Here is a 19,794-nt window from a genome sequence, read left to right as displayed (position 1 = left end):
CGGGGCCGCATCGGCTACCGTCACGGTCATGCCCCTCGCCTCGATTCCCAGCCCTTCCGAAGGTGTCTGGCATCTCGGATTCATTCCGATCCGGGCGTACGCGTTGTGCTTCATCGTCGGCATCGCCTTCGGCGTCTGGCTCAGTCAGCGGCGCTGGCGCGCCCGGGGCGGCGAGGAAGGCGCGATCACCGACATCGCGGTGCCCGGGGTGGTGTTCGGCCTGATCGGCGCCCGCCTCTACCACGTCATCACCGACTGGCAGCTGTACTTCGGCCCGCGCGCGATCAAGGAGCCCTACCAGGCGCTGTTCATCTGGGAAGGCGGGATGAGCATCTGGGGCGCGGTCGCCCTGGGGGGCGTGGGCGTGTGGCTGGCCTGCCGCCGCCGGGGACTGTCCGTCAGCGCCGTGGCCGACGCGGTCGCGCCCGGCATCGCGTTCGGGCAGGCGATCGCCCGCTGGGGCAACTGGTTCAACCAGGAGCTGTACGGGAGCCCGACCACGTTGCCGTGGGGCCTGGAGATCGACCAGGCGCACGGCGGCCAGCCGGGCGTGCTCTACCACCCGACATTCCTGTACGAGTCGCTGTGGAACGTCGCGCTCGGCTTCGCCCTGATCTACGCCGGCAGACGGTTCACGCTCCGGCACGGCCGCCTGTTCGCCCTCTACGTCGCCGGTTACACGCTGGGGCGGTTCTGGATCGAAGGGCTGCGGATCGACCCGGTCGGCGGGGTGGACCACGCGGTCATGTTCCTGGACCTGCGGATCAACCAGTGGACCTCGATCGTGCTGCTCGCCGGGGCGCTGGTGTACTTCTGGGTGACCCGTCACAAGGACACCGAAGAGATCGTGGTGCCCGCTTCGCCCGAGCAGGCCGACGCGGAGGAGGACGCTCACCGCACTCCGAGAGGTTCCTGAGGACCCCGCGCCAGCGCCAGAACGCTCAGCCCGAACATCAGGACGCCGAGAGGGAGATGGACCGACGGCACGTGCGCGATGCCGAGCACGACCTGGACGGAAGCGAGGGCGAGGAAGCCGGCCGCCTGCCAGACGGGCCGGGGTGAGCCGCCGCCCGGCTTCCACGCCAGCACCGCCGCGAGCACGTACAGCACTGACGCCCCGAACATCACGCGGGCTCCCGCGCTGTGCAGCGTCTCTCCGTAGGAGAAGGTCAGCAGCAGTCCGGCGGAGACCGCCTGAAGGAAGATGGTCAGGGTCTGCAGGGCGATCGCGACCCGCAGAAACGAGAGGCCGCGCTGTGCCGTCGCCTGGGTGGCCATGACAAGGTCTCCTTTCCGCCCGGAGGCGGTGCATGGATAAGGTCTCACCAGCCCGACGACGCGGGCCCGCGAAAGGTAAGGCGGTCGGCAGCGTGGGGACGGCCAGCACCGATGAGACGGCCGGTGAGCGGCGCCAACTGATCAACGTGGCCTACCGGTTGCTCGGTTCGCTGGCCGAGGCCGAGGACGCCGTGCAAGAGGCCTACGCGCGCTGGTACGCGCTGCCACGGAGCCGGCAGGAGGAGATCGTGTCCCCCGGCGCCTGGCTGACGACGGTGACCGGCCGCATCTGCCTGGACGTGCTCGGATCGGCGCGGGCCCGGCGCGAACGCTATGTCGGCGCGTGGCTGCCCGAGCCGCTGCCCGACCGCGCCGAGTGGAACCACGGCCAGGGCGCCGACCCCGCCGACCAGCTGGTCCTGGACGAATCGGTGACCATGGCCTTCCTCGTCGTCCTGGAGTCGATGACGCCGGCCGAGCGGGTGGCGTTCGTCCTGCACGACGTGTTCCGTTACCCCTTCGCCGAGATCGCCGGCGTCCTCGGCCGTACCCCTGCGGCCTGCAAGCAGCTGGCGGCCTCCGCGCGGCGGCGGGTGGGCGTCGCGCGCGCTCCCGTGACGGCGGCCGGGCAGGCCGACACGGTGCGGCGGGTGAAAGAGGCATGGGAGACGAAGGACATCGCGGCCCTCGTCGACCTCCTCGACCCGGCCGCCGTGATGACCGCCGACGGCGGCGGCGTGGTCGGCACCGTCCTGCGCCCGGTCGAAGGCGGCGCGCGCATCGCCCGGTACATGGTCGCCATCGCCGACAAGGCGCCGGGGCTCGAACTCCTGGAGCGGTCGGTCAACGGCGTGCCGGGCCTGGTGGCCCGGCGTGCCGGGGAAGTCGTGGTCGTGGCCTCGTTCGACGTCGCCGACGGCCGCGTCACCCGGATCTGGGCGGTCCGCAACCCGCGGAAGCTACGGCCGTGGATGTCGCCGTAGCTCGCACCGGGCGGGAAGAGTGAGGTCTGGAAGGGCCACCGGCCGCGGGCTAACCTGACGGTCTATGACCTTGGTGGCGTTGCGCGACGGGGATCCACGCCTGGCCGGGCCGTACGTCCTGCTCGCCCGGCTGGGCGAGGGCGGGATGGGGGTCGTCTACCTGGGTGAGGGACCGGACGGCACGCGGGTGGCCGTCAAGCTCATCCACCACAGGATGAGCGCGGATGCCGACTTCCGCCGCCGCTTCGCCCGCGAGGTCGCCGCCGCCCGGCGGGTCGCCCGCTTCTGCACGGCCCCGGTGCTGGACGCCGACGTCGAGGGCGAGACGGCCTACCTGGTCACCGAGTACGTCGAGGGACCGAACCTCGAGGACGTCGTGCGCCGATCTGGGCCGTTGAAGGGCTCGGCGCTGGACGGGCTGGCGGCGTCCATGGCGGTGGCGCTGCGGGCCATCCACGGGGCGGGGGTGGTGCACCGCGACCTCAAACCGGCCAACGTGCTGCTGTCCCAGGTGGGGCCCAAGGTCATCGACTTCGGCATCGCGCGCCTCGCCGACGCGGAGATGAGCAGCGCGATCGTGGGGACGCCGGCGTACATGTCTCCCGAGCAGGTCTCGGGCTCGCAGGTGGGTCCCGCGTCGGACATCTTCTCGTGGGGGTCCACGGTGGCCTTCGCCGCGGCCGGGGCGTCGCCCTTCGGTTCGGGCTCGGTGCCCACGGTGCTCCTCCGCATCGTCAACGAGCCCCCGGCCCTGCACGGGCTCTCCGGCCAGCTGCACGACGTGGTCGCGGCCGCCCTGCTCAAGACGCCCGCGGACCGTCCCACCGCCCAGGAGATCCTGGACCACCTCAGCACGTCCATCCCGTTACCCGTCGCTCCGCCGAACGAGACGGGCGGGAGCGCCGAACGGGCCGGTCCGACCAGGCCACCCCGGTCCTCGTCCCCCGGACCCGCACCGGCACAAGCGGCGCGCGTCGTGGACGGCCGGCGCAAGTGGGTGGCCGGGGCCGCTGCCGTGGTCGTCGCCACGGCCGGGGTGGTGGCGGCGTTCGCGTCGCAGGGGCAGGGCGTCCGGGATCCGACGGCCAAGGGTACGGTCGACACAGCGTCGCCGGCGGCCTCTCCAACCACCGCCGCGCGGAACCCCCTGCGGGCCGGGAAGGACGTCCGCTTCTACGCCCCGCCCGAGCCGGAGGCCGACCGCCAGGCGAAGCTCTGGGCCGAGGACCGGCCGAAGGACGCCGAGCTCATGACGAAACTGGCCGCCATCCCGTACGCCATCCGCCTCGGCAAGCCCGAGGCCGGCGCCAAGGTGAAGGACGCCGTCACGGCCGCCGGGCAGCGGGACGCCGTGCCCGTGTTCCTGATCAACCGCCTGCCGGGCAGCGAGTGCGGCCCTGCGGCCTCCGCCGACCTCGCCGCCTACCACGACTGGATCAAGGGCATAGCCGCCCAGATCGGCGACGCGCGCGCGGCGGTCATCCTGGAGCCCGGCAGCCTCGCCAGGCTGCCCGGCACGGCGAACTGCGACCCCCAGGGCTCCTCTGATCAGCGCTACGAAGACCTGCGCCAGGCCGTCCAGGCCCTCAAGTCCAACCCGAACACCGCCGTCTACCTCGACGGCGGCCAGGACCTCTGGCCGGGCACGGAACCCATGGCCGAACGCCTGATCGGCGCGAGCATCGACCGGGCGGACGGCTTCTTCGTCAACACGGCCGGCTTCCAGCGCACCGAGAAGGCCGTCGCGTACGGCAAGAAGCTGTCGGCCTGCGTCGCCGTCCGGCGCGCCACCGGCCGGAAGGACTGCCCCGCGGACGTGCGGGCGGACCCGGCCACCATGCCGCACTTCGTCGTCGACACCGGCAGGAACGGCCAGGGCTCCTGGGCCCCGGCCAGGAGCTACCCCGACCCGCAGACCTGGTGCAACCCGCCGGGCAGGGGCGTCGGCGACCGGCCGACCACGGCGACGGGCGAGGAGCTGGTGGACGCCTACCTGTGGATCGCGCGGGCGGGCACGTCAGGAGGCCGGTGCCGGCGCGGCACCGACGGCGAGAAGGACCCGGAGCGCGGCGTCGTGTCACCTGAGGCGGGCGAGTGGTGGGCCGAGCTGGCCCTCGAACGGGCGCAACTGGCCGACCCGCCCTTGCGGTGAGGCCCGCGCTCATCGTCCGCGCGAGCGGGCTTCCTGATAGGGAGGAGCCGTGGAGTTCCGCATCATGGGCCCGCTGGAGGTCCGCGACACCGACGGCAAGAACTGCACCCCGACCGTGCGCAAGCATCGCGATCTGCTGGCGATGTTCCTGCTCAACGCGGGCCGGCCGCTGACGGCCGAGCGGCTGCGCAGGCTGCTGTGGCCGCACGAGGGCGGCGACCGGTCCGACTCGCTCGTCCGCGGGTACGTGGGGCAGCTCCGGCGGCTCATCGGACAGGGGACGATCACCACCGTGTCCGGCGCGTACCTGCTGAACCTCGGCGACGGGCAGCTCGACGTCGATCGGTTCCGGCTGCTGGTGGACCGGGGCGCGTACGAGGAGGCGCTGGCCCTGTGGCGCGGCGAGGCGCTGGACGACGTGGACCCCGAGGGCGAGCGGTGGGTGGAGACCCGGCGGCTGCGCGAGGAGCTGGAGGAGCTGCGGCTGCTGGCGCTGGAGCGCCGGGTGCAGGCCGACCTGGACGCCGGGCGCCATCGCGAGCTGCTGGCCGAGCTGCGGCAGCTGACGCGGCAGCACCCGACGTGGCAGCGGTTCCGCGGCCAGTACATGCTGGCGCTCTACCGCAGCGGGCGCCGGGTGGACGCGCTGGCCTCGTACGCGGTGCTGCGCGACCAGCTCGACGGCGGCCACGCCATCGAGCCGGACCCGGAGCTCCAGCTGCTCTACCATCGCATGCTGCACGACGACGCCTCGCTGCACGTGTCGGCCGGGCCGCCGGTGCTGCTGCCGCCCGACGTGGCCGACTTCACCGGCCGGGCCGAGCTGCTGGAGGACGTGGCGGGCGGCCTCGTCGTGGTGCACGGGCAGGCGGGGGCGGGCAAGTCGGCGCTGGCCGTGCACGCGGCGTGGCGGCGGCGCCCCCACTTCCCCGACGGCATCCTGTACGCCGACCTGCGCGAGACCACGGCCCCGGCGGCCGTGCTGGAGGACTTCCTGCGCTGGCTCGGCTGCCCGGCCCGGGCGATGCCGGCCGCGCCTGAGCAGCGCGAGCGGCTGTTCCGCACCTACACCGCCAACCGCAAGCTCCTGGTGGTGCTGGACAACGCCGCCGGCGAGGCGCAGGTACGGCCGCTGCTGACCTCGTGCCCGACGATCGTCACCAGCCGTTCCCCGCTGGGCGGCCTGCCCGGCGCGCGGCGGCTGCCGGTGGGCGTGCTGGACGACGGTGAGGCGCTGGAGCTGCTGGTCAAGAGCTCGGGCCGGGCGGCGGACGGCGCCTTGCGGCGGCTCGCGCGCTTCTGCGGCGGCCTGCCGATCGCCCTGCGCATCGCGGGCTCCCGGCTGGCGGCCCGCCCCGAGTGGACCGCCGACTATCTGGTGGGCCTGCTGGAGGACGAGCACCAGCGGCTCGACCGGCTGCGCGCGGGCGACCTGACGGTGCGCAGCGTGTTCGCGATCGGGTTCGACGGGCTGCCGGAGGCGGCGAGGCTGACGTTACGCGGGCTGGGCGCGCTGTCCGCGCCGGACTTCGCCGACTGGGTGACCGAACTGTTCGGCGGGCAGGCGGAGGCGCTGGTGGACGCGGGCCTGCTGGAGACGCACGGCGTGGACGTGGCCGGGCAGGTGCGCTACCGGCTGCACGACCTGACCCGGCTGTTCGCGCGCGAGCAGCCGGCGCCGGGGACGCTGGCGAAGCTGGCGGACGTGGCGCTGTCGCGCGTGCGGGCGTCGCGGTTCCCGCTGGTGTCGGGAGATCCGGCCACGGCCGTGGCGACCAGGGACATCAGGGAGTCGGTCGAGTGGCTGGCGGCCGAGCGGGCGTTCCTGGTGAGCCTGGTCGCCGACCTGGGCGCCGCCGGGCTGGACGACGGCTGCTGGCGGCTGGCCCACCTGCTGACGCCCTACCTGGAGCGGCACCGGTTCCTGGACGACTGGCGGGCCTCGGCGGGGCTTGCGATGGAGTCGGCGCGGCGAGCGGGCGACAGCCTGGGCGAGGCTCTCATCCTGCTGGACCAGGGTGACCTGCACCTGGCCGAGCGGGACTGGCAGCGGGCGGAGGAGCGGCTCCGGCTGGCGGTGGAGATGTTCCGGAGCCGGGGACACGCCCGCGAGGTCGCCCACGCCACGCGCCGGCTCGGCCGCGTCCACCTGGAGCTGGGCCGCCTGGCGGAGGCGGAGCGTGCCCTGCTGGCCTGCCTGGACGCGGCGGAGAACCAGCGCGACGCCGCCGACGCCGAGCAGGTCCTCGGTGTCATGCTGCGCCGCGCGGGCCGGCCGGACGAGGCCGCCGACCGGCTGCTGGCCGCCGCCGGTCGCCTGGCCGAGCTCGGCGACCGGCACCGCCAGGCCGACACACTGCTGGAGCTGTCGGCCGTACACCTGGCGCAGGGCGCGCGACCGGACGCGCGCGCCGCCGCCGAACGGGCCAGGGGCATCGCCGTACGACTCGGCGACCGGCTGCTCGACGCGCAGGCCCTGCTGGCCCTGGCGAAGGTCAACCGTTCGGAGGGCGCGACCGTACGCTCGCGCGAGCTGGCCCGGGCGGCGCTGGAGGTCTTCGAGGAGACCGGCGACCGCCAGGGCGGCGCGAACGCCAGGTCCCTGCTGGCGCTGCTCTGAGCTGCCGGGCTCGGTCAGCCGACGCAGCCGGGGACGCTGTTGGGTGGGGCGCAGTTGTTCGGCCGATTGCCCCTGACCACGCTGTCGCTCAGCGTGACCGCGCCGGACTCTTCGAAGATGCCGCCTCCGTCGCCGGCTGTGTTGCCGGTGACGACGCTGTCGGTCAGGCTCGCCGAGCCGATGGCGTTGAAGAGGCCACCGCCGCGTGCCGTGCCGGGGCCCAGAGCTGTGGCGACATTCTTGATGATCTTCGATTGGCTGCTTGTCAGGGTGCCGCCGGCGGAGTTGTCGATGCCGCCGCCCACGGCGCTCCTGCCACGGGGAGCACTGACGATGTTGCCGATCACCGCGCTGTCGCGCAGGTTGAGCTGACCGCCTGGGCCGATCCGGATCCCGCCGGCCAGCGCGTTGCCGCCCTCGGCGATGGCTCGATTGCCGGTGACGTGAGTGCGGGTCATGAGCATGGTGCCGGTGTACGCGACTCCGCCGCCGGTCACGGTGCCACGCCAGGCACTGGCGGTGTTGCCCCGGATGAAGGTGTCGGTCACGGTCATGTCGACCGCGCTGGTCAACGCGCCCCGCGCGGTGCCGCCCGGGGCACTGGCGCGGTTGCCGCTGATCGTGCTGTGGACGATCGTCGTGGCGGCGAAGGCGGCGTGGCCGGCGCCGAAAGCGAAGCTGTCACGGGATCTCCTGGTGACGTGGACGGTGTTGCCGGTCACCCGGCTGTGCCTGACCGTCATCGGGCCGTCGTTGGCGATCCCGCCGCCCGCGGCGGCGCTCGGGTCGGTGCCGGTGTAACTGGCGGTGTTGTAGCTGACGTCGGTGTTGTTCAAGGTCGCGGTGCCGTCGCTGTCGATGCCGCCGCCCTCGGCGAAGACCCCGGACGTGGCGGTATTGCCGATCACCCGGCTGTGGTTCACCGTCAGGGTGCCTTGGTTGTTGATGCCGCCACCGCAGACCAGCCCGGGAGGATTGGGCGGGGCCGGCGCACCGGGGCAGTCCGTCGCCCTGCCGCCGCTGATGGTGGTCCTGTTGAGCGTGAGCGTGCCCGTGCCGGCCACGAGGAGGATGCGGAAGGCGGGGGCGGTCTTGGCCCGCGTGATCGCCGCGCCGTTGCCGTTGATCGTGATGTCGCTGGTGATGGCCGGCAGCCCGTTGGCGGGGTTCGCGGTATCAGGACGCACCAGGCGGTAGTGGCACCTGTGGGACAGGTTGAGCGTGTCGGGGCCCGGCGAGTTGTTGGCGTTCCTGATGGCCCTGACGAGGTCCGAGACCGAGCACCTCACGGACACGGTGGCGGCCTGGGCGGGCAGGGCCGGAAGCGTCACAACGCCGGCCGCCAGGCTCGCCGCGACCAGGAGCCGGGCCGGAAACGCTCGCCGGACGTTGCGGGCGGGACCCTGCGCTCGGAATCTCTGCCAGGACATCAGGGAACTCCTCTTTCCTCTGCACCGGAGCACGCGGTTGCTCCACAGATGGGTTCTAGCAGTAGCTCCCTGTGAGGTCGCTGTAACCCTGAGTGCGGGCGTGTCGCGACGGCCGTCGACCGATCCTTCCCATGTCGGCCATGCAGATCCTCCGGCAGTCGTCAGAGACGGCTCCAGCGACTCGGACATCGATACGCTGATCTCCATGGGCGATGGCGACGCGTCTCTGCGACCGGCGGACGTAACCGCGGCGTTGGACACGGCCCTAACTGCGCTGAGAGCCGTGGGCGCCGACCCGGTATATCGCGTGGTCGGCACGAGTGCCGCTCTTCTGCAAGGCGTCCATCTCCCCGTCGGGGACATCGACCTCCTGGTGACTCGACGAGAGGACGTGAACGCGTTCGCTGGCGCCCTCTCATCGTTTCCTTGCCTCTACGCCGCCTCTTGGCTTCCCGAAGCTTCGCAATACTTCACCGATTACGACGTGAACGGCGTCGCCGTAGGCATGAGCACCCTCGAAGAGCAGGTCGACTCAGATGGGATGGAATGTGCCGGTCACGGTCCGTGGCGGCACTACGTCCTGATCAGGTGCGGCTCTCATCGTGTTCCTGTGGTCCGCCTGGAACTACGGTTGATCACGGAGCTCCTGAGAGATCGGCCTGATCGATATGAGCCTCTCCTCGACCACCTGGGTACGTATGGGTTTGATCCTGATCTTCTGCAGCGGGCGATGACTGCTCGCCGTTTGCCGGCGGAACGCAGGCGACTGGTCCAAGAGCTCCTCGCGCGCTCTTCCCCCAGCTCCCGCTGACTCGGTCCTGCCGGGAAAATCGGTCGACAGGCGAGCCGCGGTGCACTGCGATGGTTCAGCCGCCCGCCGCACGGAGCGGGCCGATCGCAGGAGTTCTTGGCAGCCGTGAGAACGACGGACACCCGGCCCACGATCGATGCCGCGCTGGTCAGGAAGCTGGTCGATAAGCAGTTCCCGCAGTGGGCCGCGTTGCCGCTGGAACTGCTGGATCCGGCCGGCTCGGACCATGTGATCTACCGGCTGGGCGAACAGCTGTCCGTCCGGCTGCCCCGCCACAGCGGCGCCATCGGACAGGCCGAGAAGGAGCTCGAGTGGCTGCCCCGGCTCGCCCCGCGACTACCCCTGGCCATCCCGGTGCCGGTGGGCGTGGGTGAGCCCGGCTTCGGCTATCCGTGGCGGTGGGCGGTGTCCTCTTGGCTGGAGGGCGAGGTGGCGACCGTCGAGGCACTGGCCGACTCGTCCACGGCCGCCGTCCGACTGGCGGAATTCCTGGCAGCCCTGCGACAGTTCGCGCCCGAGGACATCCAAGCCCTGGCGACCCGTGAAAGCCTCCAGGGCCGCCCGTTGGTGGACCGGGATCGCGCGACGCGAGCCGCCATCGCCGAGGTCGGCGAGGTGTTCGACGCCACCGCCATGACCGAACTGTGGAACGCGGCCGTGAACGCTCCCGGATGGGACCGCCCTCCGGTCTGGTTCCACGGCGACTTCCACACCGGCAACCTGCTGACCGTCGACGGCCGTCTCAGCGCGGTGATCGACTTCGGCGGGCTCGGCATCGGCGATCCGGCCTGTGATCTGATGATCGCCTTCACCCTGATGTCGGCCGGCAGCCGGGCCGCCTTCCGCGCCGCGCTCGACGTGGACGACGCCACCTGGACCCGGGGTCGCGGCTGGGCCCTCGCCACCGGCCTGAACGCCTACACCGCCTATGCCGCTGTCGACCCGAGGGTCGCCGCGCAGACGACCCGTCAGATCACCGAGGCACTCATCGGCTAGATCAAAACCTCCGCCCACTTCACCCTGGGTCGGCGCAGAGCTGGGAGGTCAGAGCGGTGCGGGCCCACTCTTCCCACGTGTCCGGTGACCAACCGCGGTCGCGGACGAAGATCAGGTAGAGCTGCGGGCTGAGCAGGCCGAACAGCAGGTCAGCCGCCATCTCGACAGAGAGGCCGGGACGGGCGTCGGGCTTGCCGGCCAGGGCCTCGGCCGCCGCGTGCTGCACGGTGTAACGCGGGTCGGGGCCGTCCGGCCACTGTGCGGCGATCTCAGGGTCGGTGGCCGCGGCGGCCGCGATCAACGGCATGATCGGGGCGACCCGGCCCAGGATCTCGTGAGTGCCGCGGATGTGCGCGCGCAGTTGCCCCGCTGCGGTCGGTTCGGCGCAGGCGGCGCGGAACCACTCACGATCCATGATGGCGACAGGCTCGGTGTCCCCGGCGATGGACGTGTCCACCACGTCCTTGAACAGCGTGCGCTTGTTGCGGAAGACGAAGTAGACCGTCTGGACGGCCACGCCCGCCCGGTCCGCGACCTCCTGAAGGCTCGTCGCCCCGTACCCCTGCGCGACGAACAGCTCGCGAGCCGCCTCGATGACCTTCGCCCGGGTGCGCCGTGAGCGCTCGGCTCGCTTGTCGGGCCGATTGACTCTTTCCATAGTGCGAGTATAACTTCAGAGAACAACACTAGAGTTTGACTCTAGATTCTTGGAGGAGACGATGAACCACCCCAAGCCGGGCCCGACCTCGACACTGCGAGACCAGGAGGAGGAGTCCGTCCATCGCGCGCTGGAGGGCTACTACCGTGCGGGCAAGCCGCCGTGGGACACCGGCGTGACGCCCCCCGAGCTGGTGGCCCTGGTAGAGGGGCACGGCGCACCGCCGCCCGGCCGCGCCCTCGAACTCGGCTGCGGCACGGGGACCAACGCCATCTACCTCGCCCGGCACGGCTGGGAGGTGACGGCCGTCGACCTGATCGACAGCGCCGTCGACCAGGCCCGGGAGAAGGCCGAGGCGGCTGGGGTGGCGGTGCGACTGCTGCACGGAGACGCCACCCGCCTCGACGAGCTGGACGCGCCCGGCCCCTTCGACCTGTTCTTCGACCTGAGCTGCTACTGCGGGATCCCACTCCACCGCCGCGACGCCTACGCCGCCGGGCTCACCGACCGCGCCGCTCCCGGGGCACAGTTGCTGATGTTCGGGTACGGCCCCGAGCCGCTCGGCAATCCGACCACCGACGTCACGTCGTGGGCGGCGGGCGTCACGGCCGACGAACTCCACGCCAGGTTCACCGGCTGGGAGGTAATCGACGTCACACCGGGCACCAACTCGGTCCCGACCTTCTGGTTCACCCTGCGCCGCGACGCCTAGCGGTATCTGGTCGCCGGTTCCATCGTCGGCGGCGTCACGACTGTGCCGAAAAGGCCACTTCCCGATCGTGGGAGGTGGCCCGTTTCCCGTCCCATCGGGCACGCGACGGGCACAGCGATCATGTGGTCACGGAACCTGTTCTGCCGCATTCTGTCCTACGGTGTGCGATCACCATATTTGTCGATGATCGAGCTAAGAACATGGGGCCGACGGCATCTCCTGCCCCAACGCACGTGGTGAAAAGACGCCAGTGTGTCCATCCCCTGAAAGCGTGAAGACTCGGTTAGGCGGCGATGGTCTCCTGGGCCATTCCCCCATCATGGGCAATGGCCTTTGACGTGGGCCGATGACTTACGCCTCCTCCGTCGCGCCCTGCGTGCGGACGTCTGACGCGCCGAAGCCGCCTCCGGCTCCCAACCAGACCACCGAATCAAGGCGATGGAGACGCCCAGGAGGACCGTGAACCCACCCGCGAGAGCGTTCAGCCCTCCGAGGCCTACCTCTCCGTCCGGATCGCCGATCCCGGCAGGTCGGCCTTCGGCCCAGTCCGCCATGGCCCACGCCTGCGTCGCTACAACCACACCGAACACGATCGTGGCCGCAGCCAGCACGTAGCCGGGAGGGCGCGTCCACGACCGCATCGCGACAAGCACGATGCCGATCAGCAACCCGAGCGGGACGGTCACGAGCTGCCCCAAGTTCAGGCCTATCAGGGCCGAGAGACGGACGTGCTCGAAGTCGCTGCCACGCTGAGCCCATAGGAACGGGATCGTCATGACGCCGCCGCTGATGAGACCGACTGCCAATAACCTGAGCACCGCCACGCGCACCATGATCGTGGACGTGCTCGCCTCTGCGCCACCTCAGCCGTACTTTGCAGCTGCACAAGATTGAAAAGGCCACTTCCCGATCACGGGAGGTGGCCTAAGAACACGGACCGGAACTCGAGTCCCGCTGCTCAGAGCAGATCTGCCCCAAGCGGATCGTGTCGACCTCGGTCCGGATCGCCTCACATGATGGGCTCATGAGCGGAGAATCGAATCTTCCACTGTTCAATTCGCGGGTCAGACGCGAGCTCTACGACCAGCGCGTGCTCGTTCTCGACGGCCCTCTCGATGACGACAACGGGACACTGCTGGCCACGCAACTGATAGCGCTCGCCACGCAGGACGCCTCGGCGGACATCGCATTGTGGATTCACTCGCCGGGTGGGTCGGTTCCCTCGATGCTCGCGATCCGCGACATCATTCGACTCATTCCCTGTGACGTGTCGACCCTCGTGCTGGGCATCGCTTACAGCGCCGGGCAGTTCTTGCTGTCATCGGGCGCCCGAGGGAAGCGTCGCGCCCTGCCACACGCACGTGTCCTGATGCACCAGGGCTCGGCGGGAATCGGTGGCACCGCAGTCGACATCGAACTGCAGGCCGGCGACCTTCGGCATACTCGCGACACAGTGCTCGGCCTCATCGCCGAGGACACGGGGCAGTCCGTCGAGCGCATATTCGAGGATTCTCTGCACGATCGCTGGTACACGGCGCGAGAGGCACTGGACTACGGCTTCATAGATGCGATCGTGCAACATTTCGACGAAATCGCGCCGCGCAATCGCCCACGGCTCGGATTCGACGTGACCGAAGGAGGCGGCCAGTGAGCACGTATACGATTCCCAATGTCATCACGCAGAATTCTCGTGGCGAGCGCATCATGGATGTCTACTCGCACCTGCTCACCGAGCGGATCATCTATCTGGGCACCGCGATCGACGCGGGCGTCGCCAACGCTCTCATCGCCCAGCTGATATTTCTCGAGTCGGACAACCCCGATGCCGAAATACAGTTCTATATCAACTGCGAGGGCGGGGATCCGAGCGCGATGCTCGCGATATATGACACCATGCGTCATATCCGCCCCCGGGTTTCGACCACCTGCGTCGGACAGGCCGTCGCGGTGGGTGCCGTCCTTCTTGCCGCGGGCGCCGAAGGAAAACGTGCCGCTCTCCCGCACGCACGAGTGATCCTGCACCAACCAGCCGCTCAGGGACGCGGCACGATCCCCGATCTCATCTTGCAGGCTGACGAGGTCGTCCGTGTCCGAGCAGACATCGAGCGCATACTGTCGCGGCACACCGGCCAGACGATCGAGACCCTACGCGCCGACACCGATCACGATCGCGTGTTCACCGCGACCGCTGCCTTGGAGTACGGGCTCCTCGATCAGATCATCGAGGAGCGTTCTTAGGCCGGTGGATGACCCGGGCAAGCCACGCTACGCGGCCAGAGCATAAGCCGCCGAGCAGGTAGCACCTCTCGACGTGCTGTTCTGAGCAGACCGCAAGCTCTCGGCAACGGCGAGGGTCAGATCGACCAGGGTCACATCCAGCGCGCCGGCGACCGCAGCGATCATTTCGCTCGACGGCTCTTTGACGCCTCGTTCCATCTCGGAGAGATACTGCGGCGAGACCCCGGCGCGACGTGCCGTCTCGCTCAACTTCTCGCCCCGCTCGTGACGAAGGCCTCTGAGACACTCACCGAGCACGTGCCGCCACAGCGGCTCGCGCTCCGGAGACGGCTTGGAGTTGGTCCGATCGATCGCTGAACGTAGCGGCGGGATGGAAGGGGCCATGCCTCACCTTAGACAGGTGCCGCGTTCGAAGTCGGCCTGATCCGCGCAGAGCGGAATAGTCCCCCTCTCCTCCGGTCCGGCCGACGGCGAATCACGCGGCGGTTCTCTCTGTGGTCGTATGACGTTGACCGCAGGCCAAGCGTTCACGCCGACGCCGTCCAGCGCCGACTCGTCCCGGCCATGGGTGAAGGTCGTCGAGCATTCCCGGATGTTCATGGCCGGCAGTTGGTCTTCCGTCGTACCGGTCCGTGGCGTCGTGGGGTTCGGCAAGGGAAAGATCCTCCTGTCGAATTGGGGGATGAAGGCGAACATCAAGCCGCCGCCAGCCGATGAGGCGGTGCCAGTGGAGGAACTGCGCGACTGATCGGACCCGCTGGACGGAACTCCCAGGGCGAGCCCTCAATCTCAGGCGATGGCAGCGTCGTCAAACTAAAACCGGGCGGCATTCAACCCTTGGCACCAGGGCGCGGCTGAGATGTTGCGCGGACAAGGTGCGCCCGCCGCGCTCCGGCAAGCCGGGCGAGGCGGCCGATAGACCGGCTCGGCGAGGTGGCGGGGCCCTCCGCGAATGGCCGTGGAGGGTATTGCGCGGACCCTGCCTCGTCGCGCTTCACATCCCTCAGCGGGTGAGCGAGGACTGCCAGTGATCCGAACGCGAGCTTGTCTGCTGGTAGTCCCGCGTGCGGTGCTCGGCTCATCCGCCGGGGCCTTCCTCGTCGTTCAGCTGTGGACGCCGACCCAGAGCATCGCCGACACGTCTGGACGCGGGGGTTGAGCGTCAGGATCTGCCAGACGGCCAACGTGATGTCCTGATGGCGAAGCCGGCGCGCCGGAGGCGCGCCCCTGGAAGCACAGCCCGAGCGAAGCGAGGACCTTGCCCTGATCAAGTGGCAGATGAAGATTGGTGGAGTGTGATCGCGTGAGGCGGCATTGCTGTATCTCTCTGCTGTACAGCCGTTACCCGGGCTCAGCCGGTGAAAAAAGGGAGCCCTGTCGTGTTCGGCGGTACCGGGCGGTCGAGCTTCTCGGTGAGCTTCCGATCAATTCCACCGTGCCTTCGTCACGCATGATCGAGAGCCAGCGCCGTACGGTCTGATCGGTCAGGCCGGTACTCCGGGCCAGTTCGGCTCGCGAGAGGGTTTCGTCACCAAGCGCGTCCAGTAGCTGAGGGCGTCGATCGCTCCGTGTCGATGCAGGTGCTTCCCCGGGGAGAGGGCGGTGCCCCCGCTGGGACAACTCGTACTGCGCCCATCGCCTGCTCCCGGTCTGGGTCACTAGTTCACGTGCCACCAGATCCCCCAGTTCGGCCGTAGCCACGCGCGAGTCCACACCGGTCGTGCTCCGGTAGGAACGGTTATCCAGGATCTCTCGATTTCGGAGCATCGCCAGCGCGATGCACTGACTGCCAGAGAGGCCTCCTTCGCCCAAACTTTCGATCCACCTCACGACTTCCTCGTTCAGCAAAGCGTGGTTGGGGATGGTAACGATGAAGGAGGACACACGGTCTTCGAACTGCGGCGGACTCATCCCGGCCGCCCGGAGGGCGGAGACCATGGCGCGGATTCCAGAGCCCCGGTTCTCACAAACCATCCGGGTCTCACCCGGAAGAGGAACGTCCTCAAGCATCCTCATCAGCGTCGCGTTGCGTGCGGAAGAAATCCCTTCGTCGGTGAGATTGTCGATGGTCACCGGGCCGAACAATCCGCCAGGGCTTCGAATTGTCAGCCTGTCCGGGTACATCTCAATCTGAATCTGAGTACCCCGGGCGGCGCTGGACAGATCCCGGTGTACGAGCGCATTCACCACGGCTTCCCGAAGTGCGGTCTCCGGGTACTCCCAGACGTCCTCTCGGCCGACTCCTCCGATGACTGCCCTCCTGGACATATTTCGCCGGATCGCAGCCAGCGCGTCGCGGACCATGATGGGGATGGGTCCTTCGACGGTGAGGTTGTCCAGAAAGCGCGTGCCAGTGGCTGATGGTTGGCCGGTGACCGAGGGGTAATGCACGAAGCTGATCATCAGTTGGGGGAGATACTCTTGCGGGTAGGAGCCGAGCGCGAGCAGGGCTGCCAGGGAGAGCGTTTCCGTGCCGTCGTGTCCAGCTACCAGAATCCTGGCTCGTCTCAGCAGGTCGTCACGGTCAAGATCTGCAAAGGCATGAGGCCTGTTGGTACGGAGTCTTGCGATGAACGACTCCAGGGCGATCGGATCAAGAAGCTGGAGGCCGGTTCCTGAAATGGCCTGCTCGTCCTCACGAGGCTGCCCGCGTGAGGACAGCATGATTTGAACCTCGTAGCTCGACAGTCGCCGATCCCCATCGCCTACGCGTACGAAGCTGCCCTTGGTCATCCCGGCACCTTTGTAGAAACACGGTCGCTGGGCCGGATCCAGTTCGGGGACTTCTGCCACGATGATCTTCACACCTTCGAAGTCGTGGACGCGGATCAACGGCCGCAGAGCAGGTTCCATGTCAGTGGAGCAGAGCGAGGCCAGGTCGTTGGAAAGCTTTGAAGCATCACGTACACCCGTTGCTGAGAATCCCGTGCTCTCGCTCAGGCCCAGGATGAGCACACCACCGTGAGTGTTGGCGAAGGCAGAGAGCGTCTCCCGGATCGTCTTCGGCAGCTCGCGCTGGGACTGCTTCACTTCTACGTCGGAGATGTCCCCGCCGAGAACGCGGAGGTTGGCAATGATCTCGGAGAGCTCTTCGTCGAGCACGTTGTACTCCCTGAGCAGCGCGGACGAGCATGCTAGTTAGCATGCTAGTTAGCATGCTTCGGCTAGATAACAGGAATCACCAAGCCAGGTACCTGAACAGAGGGCTTTCTCGGCTCTCGTCCACCGGAGGCACCGGGATGTAGCCGTATACATCGGCTGCACAAGCTCCAAGAGACCGTATTCGGATCAATGAGGGCGCCCGAGCTCATTCTTACGCGAAGCGCCCCACGTGAAGACCTTCTTGCGGGACCGAATGCATGCACAGGGAAGAACGCCCGAGAGGAGCGAGGATCATTGGGGCGATCCCGCAGGAGCACAGCGAGCGTGTGGAGAACAGTTGACGCTGTAGCTGCACAAGATCGAAAAGGCCACTTCCCGATCATGGGATGTGGCCTCCGACGTGCGGTGGAGCCTAGGAGATTCGAACTCCTGACTTCCTGCTTGCAAAGCAGGCGCTCTGCCAGCTGAGCTAAGGCCCCTTCGAACAATGAAGATAGCCTACCGAACCGGCGCCGGTATCCGCGCGCCTCCCAGGTCGCCGCTCAGGATCAGCTCCGGCAGTGCGCCGACGGACGGTAACACGTGGGTGGCGCCGCCGCCGACGAGGCGGTCTCGGCTGTGGCCGCTGTCGGTGAGGATGCCGGCCACGACGGCGGCGCCGGCGCGGTGGCCGGCGAGCATGTGGCTCTCGGAGTCACCGGCGACGGCCACCTGACGGACGTCGGGGATGCCGAGGCGCAGGACGGCGTGCAGGACCATGTCGGGCCAGGGGCGGCCGCGGCCGCCCGCGTCTTCGGGGCTGATGGCCAGGTCGATCTTGTCGTGCCAGCCGAGGATGCCGAGGACGCGGCCGAGGGTGGTGCGGCTGAAGCCGGTGAGCAGGGCCAGCCGGATGTCGGAGCCGCGGAGCTTGTCGAGGACCTCGACGATGCCGGGGGCGGGGGTGAGGCCGGAGCGTTCGAGGGCGCCTTCGTAGGCGCGCTCGAAGGTCAGGTTGGCGGCCTGCGCCCGGGCCTCGTTCTCCGGGAAGATGCCCCGGAAGACGTCGATCTTGGGTTGCCCCCGGGACCGGTGCACGTGCACCATGGCACGTGCGTACGCTCCGGTCCCGGGGACTATGCCCTGGGTGGCGATCGCCTCGGCGAACGCGCGCTCGACCGTGGCGATGTCGCCGACCGTGGTGCCTGCCAGGTCCAGGCACACCAGCTTGATGGGGACGATGTCACTCATCGCCTCGCCGGTCGGTTAGTTCTCGCTACCGGTCGCCTCGGTCCAGAGATCGAGCTCTGCCCGATCGGCCTGCACCTTGCGCCAGATCAGCAACCCCCCAAGGGCGACCAGCGCCAGAACGAGCAGCTTCTTCACTGTGTGACCCCACTTCTTCGACGGTCTCGCCCGCTGGGCAAGACCCAACGGATGCTTTGCAGCCTAGCAAGGGATGGCGGCGGTCCCCGTGTTTGCGCGGACCAGATGTCGGATTGTTCAAGGAACACGCGGCGCCGAGGATTGACATACCCCCTAGCCGTATATATCGTCCTCCGCATACCCCCTCCAGGTATGCACAGCCAGGGTCAAGACATACCCTAGGGGGGTACGGTGTTAGACTCGATACAAGGCATCACGTACGAGCATATGAAGGAGCATGCGATGAGCACCGCCACCTACACCGTCAAGGGCATGACCTGCGGCCACTGCGTGAGTTTCGTCAAGGAGGAGGTCGGCGAGGTGGCCGGCGTGACCTCCGTCGACGTGGACCTCAAGAGCGGCCGGTTGACCGTGGTCAGCGACGGTCCTGTCAATGAGACGGAGATCAGCGGCGCGGTCAAGGAGGCCGGCTACGAACTGGTGGGGGTGTCATGAGAACGGCAGGCCGGTTGGGCCTTTACGGCGCCGGGCTCGCGGTGATCTTCGCCGCGGCGCTGGGCGCCGGGAGCGCGGCGGGCCAGATCGGGCCCGCCGCCGGCCCGACCGGCCGCACGGCGGAGCAGGTGAAGCAGGGAGAGACGGCCATGGACCACGGAACGGGTGAGCAGGCCGAGGACGGCCACACTGACAGCGCGGACGGCCACGCCGACAGCGGGCACTCAGGCGCTACGGATACCCCCGGGGGGCTCCAGGTCTCCCAGGACGGCTACACCTTCACGCGCCTCGCCACCGACGACCCCGACGACTTCCGCTTCACCGTCGACGGCCCCGGCGACAAGCCGGTGACGGAGTTCGACGTCGAGCACGACAAGAAGCTGCACCTCATCGTCGCCTCCCGCGACCTGACCATCTTCCGGCACCTCCACCCGGAGATGGCCGCCGACGGCACCTGGCGCGTGAAGCTCCCCCTGGACGAGCCCGGCCCCTACCGTGCCTTCGCCGACTTCAAGCCCACCGGCGCCGACAAGCTGACGCTCGGCCTCGACCTGCAGGTGCCGGGCGACTACCGCCCGCGCGAGCTCCCGCACGCGAGCACCGAGGCGCGGACCGGTGACTACACTGTGAGCCTCGCCGGGAGCCTGGAGCCCGGCCGGTCGAGCAAGCTGACGCTCAAGGTGAGCAAGGACGGCAAGCCGGTGACCGACCTGGAGCCCTACCTCGGCGCCTACGGACACCTGGTGGCCCTCAGGGCCGGCGATCTCGCCTATCTGCACGTCCATCCTGAGGAGACCGGCAAGGCGGGCCCGGAGATCACGTTCTTCGCCGAGGTGCCCAGCACCGGCTCCTACCGCCTGTTCCTGGACTTCAAGCACGACGGCAAGGTGCGCACCGCGGCCTTCACGGCCGAGACCGGACCGCACGGCCACTGACGCCTGGGAGGAGAAGGGT

The 19,794-nt window shown here is 69.1% G+C and carries 20 protein-coding genes and 1 tRNA gene; 12 read left to right on the top strand and 9 right to left on the bottom strand.

The genetic code is table 11. The features are described from left to right. Positions 1-28: 28 nt before the first annotated feature. Positions 29-916 (top strand): prolipoprotein diacylglyceryl transferase, encoded by an 888-nt coding sequence (gene lgt, locus AB0K05_RS31825; RefSeq protein ID WP_271277017.1) that lies wholly within the window; start codon positions 29-31, stop codon positions 914-916. Here lgt and AB0K05_RS31820 read toward each other — a convergent pair. Then, positions 892-1,278 carry a hypothetical protein gene (locus AB0K05_RS31820; RefSeq protein WP_271277016.1) on the bottom strand — a complete coding sequence of 129 codons (387 nt, stop codon included), beginning with the start codon at positions 1,276-1,278 and terminating at the stop codon, positions 892-894. The two genes, lgt and AB0K05_RS31820, sit on opposite strands and share 25 nt — an antisense overlap. Positions 1,279-1,370: 92 nt before the next feature. On the opposite strand from AB0K05_RS31820, the gene sigJ reads away from it, so the two are divergent. The 3 genes from sigJ (at position 1,371) to AB0K05_RS31805 (ending at position 7,033) form a co-directional block, all read left to right on the top strand. Continuing rightward, positions 1,371-2,261, top strand: coding sequence for an RNA polymerase sigma factor SigJ (gene sigJ / locus AB0K05_RS31815; RefSeq protein ID WP_364234003.1), 891 nt, complete (start codon positions 1,371-1,373; stop codon positions 2,259-2,261). Positions 2,262-2,325: 64 nt separating this feature from the next. Further along, entirely contained in the window at positions 2,326-4,413 is a 2,088-nt protein-coding gene (locus AB0K05_RS31810) for a glycoside hydrolase family 6 protein (protein ID WP_364234000.1), read from the top strand. Between the two features lie 49 nt (positions 4,414-4,462). Next, a complete protein-coding gene (locus AB0K05_RS31805; RefSeq protein WP_364233997.1) occupies positions 4,463-7,033 on the top strand; it encodes a BTAD domain-containing putative transcriptional regulator in 2,571 nt (856 codons plus the stop codon). Positions 7,034-7,047: 14 nt separating this feature from the next. Here the strand turns inward: AB0K05_RS31805 and AB0K05_RS31800 are convergent, their stop codons facing one another. Further along, the gene (locus AB0K05_RS31800; protein ID WP_271277012.1) at positions 7,048-8,463 is read right to left on the bottom strand and encodes a hypothetical protein; all 1,416 of its coding nucleotides are present in this window, start codon (positions 8,461-8,463) and stop codon (positions 7,048-7,050) included. Positions 8,464-8,668: 205 nt separating this feature from the next. Here AB0K05_RS31800 and AB0K05_RS31795 point away from each other — a divergent pair, with 205 nt between their 5' ends. After that, positions 8,669-9,274 carry a hypothetical protein gene (locus tag AB0K05_RS31795; protein ID WP_364233995.1) on the top strand — a complete coding sequence of 202 codons (606 nt, stop codon included), beginning with the start codon at positions 8,669-8,671 and terminating at the stop codon, positions 9,272-9,274. 105 nt (positions 9,275-9,379) lie between these two features. Then, positions 9,380-10,270, top strand: coding sequence for an aminoglycoside phosphotransferase family protein (locus AB0K05_RS31790; RefSeq protein ID WP_364233993.1), 891 nt, complete (start codon positions 9,380-9,382; stop codon positions 10,268-10,270). A 19-nt stretch (positions 10,271-10,289) separates the two neighbouring features. On the opposite strand, the gene AB0K05_RS31785 is transcribed toward AB0K05_RS31790, so the two are convergent. After that, on the bottom strand, positions 10,290-10,928 hold the full coding sequence (locus AB0K05_RS31785; RefSeq protein WP_148035883.1) for a TetR/AcrR family transcriptional regulator: 639 nt from the start codon (positions 10,926-10,928) through the stop codon (positions 10,290-10,292). 61 nt (positions 10,929-10,989) lie between these two features. On the opposite strand from AB0K05_RS31785, the gene AB0K05_RS31780 reads away from it, so the two are divergent. After that, positions 10,990-11,640 (top strand): class I SAM-dependent methyltransferase, encoded by a 651-nt coding sequence (locus tag AB0K05_RS31780; protein WP_364233989.1) that lies wholly within the window; start codon positions 10,990-10,992, stop codon positions 11,638-11,640. Between the two features lie 317 nt (positions 11,641-11,957). Here AB0K05_RS31780 and AB0K05_RS31775 read toward each other — a convergent pair whose 3' ends face one another. Continuing rightward, complete coding sequence (locus AB0K05_RS31775; RefSeq protein WP_148035885.1) at positions 11,958-12,464, bottom strand: hypothetical protein; 507 nt, start codon at positions 12,462-12,464, stop codon at positions 11,958-11,960. 200 nt (positions 12,465-12,664) lie between these two features. On the opposite strand from AB0K05_RS31775, the gene AB0K05_RS31770 reads away from it, so the two are divergent. Both AB0K05_RS31770 and AB0K05_RS31765 read left to right on the top strand, forming a co-directional pair. Further along, positions 12,665-13,291: a ClpP family protease gene (locus tag AB0K05_RS31770; protein ID WP_271277009.1), complete on the top strand. Its 627-nt coding sequence runs from the start codon at positions 12,665-12,667 to the stop codon at positions 13,289-13,291. Continuing rightward, complete coding sequence (locus AB0K05_RS31765) at positions 13,288-13,878, top strand: ATP-dependent Clp protease proteolytic subunit (protein ID WP_219546817.1); 591 nt, start codon at positions 13,288-13,290, stop codon at positions 13,876-13,878. Before AB0K05_RS31770 ends, AB0K05_RS31765 begins: the two co-directional genes overlap by 4 nt. Before the next feature lie 27 nt (positions 13,879-13,905). Here the strand turns inward: AB0K05_RS31765 and AB0K05_RS31760 are convergent, their stop codons facing one another. After that, positions 13,906-14,262 (bottom strand): helix-turn-helix transcriptional regulator, encoded by a 357-nt coding sequence (locus AB0K05_RS31760; protein ID WP_148035888.1) that lies wholly within the window; start codon positions 14,260-14,262, stop codon positions 13,906-13,908. 118 nt (positions 14,263-14,380) lie between these two features. Between AB0K05_RS31760 and AB0K05_RS31755 the strand changes: the two genes are divergently transcribed. Continuing rightward, positions 14,381-14,626: a hypothetical protein gene (locus tag AB0K05_RS31755; RefSeq protein WP_364233985.1), complete on the top strand. Its 246-nt coding sequence runs from the start codon at positions 14,381-14,383 to the stop codon at positions 14,624-14,626. A 593-nt stretch (positions 14,627-15,219) separates the two neighbouring features. Here the strand turns inward: AB0K05_RS31755 and AB0K05_RS31750 are convergent. From AB0K05_RS31750 to AB0K05_RS31735, 4 genes are all read right to left on the bottom strand, one after another. Continuing rightward, the gene (locus AB0K05_RS31750; RefSeq protein ID WP_271280069.1) at positions 15,220-16,980 is read right to left on the bottom strand and encodes an ATP-binding protein; all 1,761 of its coding nucleotides are present in this window, start codon (positions 16,978-16,980) and stop codon (positions 15,220-15,222) included. Between the two features lie 406 nt (positions 16,981-17,386). Continuing rightward, positions 17,387-17,459, bottom strand: a tRNA-Ala gene (locus tag AB0K05_RS31745). 19 nt (positions 17,460-17,478) lie between these two features. Further along, entirely contained in the window at positions 17,479-18,210 is a 732-nt protein-coding gene (locus AB0K05_RS31740; protein WP_148035898.1) for an HAD family hydrolase, read from the bottom strand. A gap of 15 nt (positions 18,211-18,225) precedes the next feature. Beyond that, the gene (locus AB0K05_RS31735; RefSeq protein ID WP_013130296.1) at positions 18,226-18,345 is read right to left on the bottom strand and encodes a DLW-39 family protein; all 120 of its coding nucleotides are present in this window, start codon (positions 18,343-18,345) and stop codon (positions 18,226-18,228) included. A gap of 282 nt (positions 18,346-18,627) precedes the next feature. On the opposite strand from AB0K05_RS31735, the gene AB0K05_RS31730 reads away from it, so the two are divergent. Both AB0K05_RS31730 and AB0K05_RS31725 read left to right on the top strand, forming a co-directional pair. Beyond that, positions 18,628-18,840: a heavy-metal-associated domain-containing protein gene (locus AB0K05_RS31730; RefSeq protein ID WP_364233982.1), complete on the top strand. Its 213-nt coding sequence runs from the start codon at positions 18,628-18,630 to the stop codon at positions 18,838-18,840. Continuing rightward, entirely contained in the window at positions 18,837-19,775 is a 939-nt protein-coding gene (locus AB0K05_RS31725; RefSeq protein WP_271280071.1) for a hypothetical protein, read from the top strand. Before AB0K05_RS31730 ends, AB0K05_RS31725 begins: the two co-directional genes overlap by 4 nt. Positions 19,776-19,794: the final 19 nt, after the last annotated feature.

It is taken from the genome of Nonomuraea sp. NPDC049486 (assembly GCF_040676925.1).
Lineage (GTDB): Bacteria > Actinomycetota > Actinomycetes > Streptosporangiales > Streptosporangiaceae > Nonomuraea > Nonomuraea ferruginea.
The sequence above is the reverse complement of the archived record's forward strand: the minus strand, read 5'-3'. Positions and strand labels throughout refer to the sequence as shown.

Excerpts from the sequence above, each read along its gene's own strand:
- lgt (WP_271277017.1), top strand. The coding sequence starts at position 29 with ATGCCCCTCGCCTCGATTCCCAGCCCTTCCGAAGGTGTCTGGCATCTC.
- AB0K05_RS31820 (WP_271277016.1), bottom strand. The coding sequence starts at position 1,278 with ATGGCCACCCAGGCGACGGCACAGCGCGGCCTCTCGTTTCTGCGGGTC.
- AB0K05_RS31810 (WP_364234000.1), top strand. The coding sequence starts at position 2,326 with ATGACCTTGGTGGCGTTGCGCGACGGGGATCCACGCCTGGCCGGGCCG.
- AB0K05_RS31800 (WP_271277012.1), bottom strand. The coding sequence starts at position 8,463 with ATGTCCTGGCAGAGATTCCGAGCGCAGGGTCCCGCCCGCAACGTCCGG.
- AB0K05_RS31795 (WP_364233995.1), top strand. The coding sequence starts at position 8,669 with ATGGGCGATGGCGACGCGTCTCTGCGACCGGCGGACGTAACCGCGGCG.
- AB0K05_RS31785 (WP_148035883.1), bottom strand. The coding sequence starts at position 10,928 with ATGGAAAGAGTCAATCGGCCCGACAAGCGAGCCGAGCGCTCACGGCGC.
- AB0K05_RS31780 (WP_364233989.1), top strand. The coding sequence starts at position 10,990 with ATGAACCACCCCAAGCCGGGCCCGACCTCGACACTGCGAGACCAGGAG.
- AB0K05_RS31770 (WP_271277009.1), top strand. The coding sequence starts at position 12,665 with ATGAGCGGAGAATCGAATCTTCCACTGTTCAATTCGCGGGTCAGACGC.
- AB0K05_RS31760 (WP_148035888.1), bottom strand. The coding sequence starts at position 14,262 with ATGGCCCCTTCCATCCCGCCGCTACGTTCAGCGATCGATCGGACCAAC.
- AB0K05_RS31755 (WP_364233985.1), top strand. The coding sequence starts at position 14,381 with ATGACGTTGACCGCAGGCCAAGCGTTCACGCCGACGCCGTCCAGCGCC.
- AB0K05_RS31740 (WP_148035898.1), bottom strand. The coding sequence starts at position 18,210 with ATGAGTGACATCGTCCCCATCAAGCTGGTGTGCCTGGACCTGGCAGGC.
- AB0K05_RS31730 (WP_364233982.1), top strand. The coding sequence starts at position 18,628 with ATGAGCACCGCCACCTACACCGTCAAGGGCATGACCTGCGGCCACTGC.
- AB0K05_RS31725 (WP_271280071.1), top strand. The coding sequence starts at position 18,837 with ATGAGAACGGCAGGCCGGTTGGGCCTTTACGGCGCCGGGCTCGCGGTG.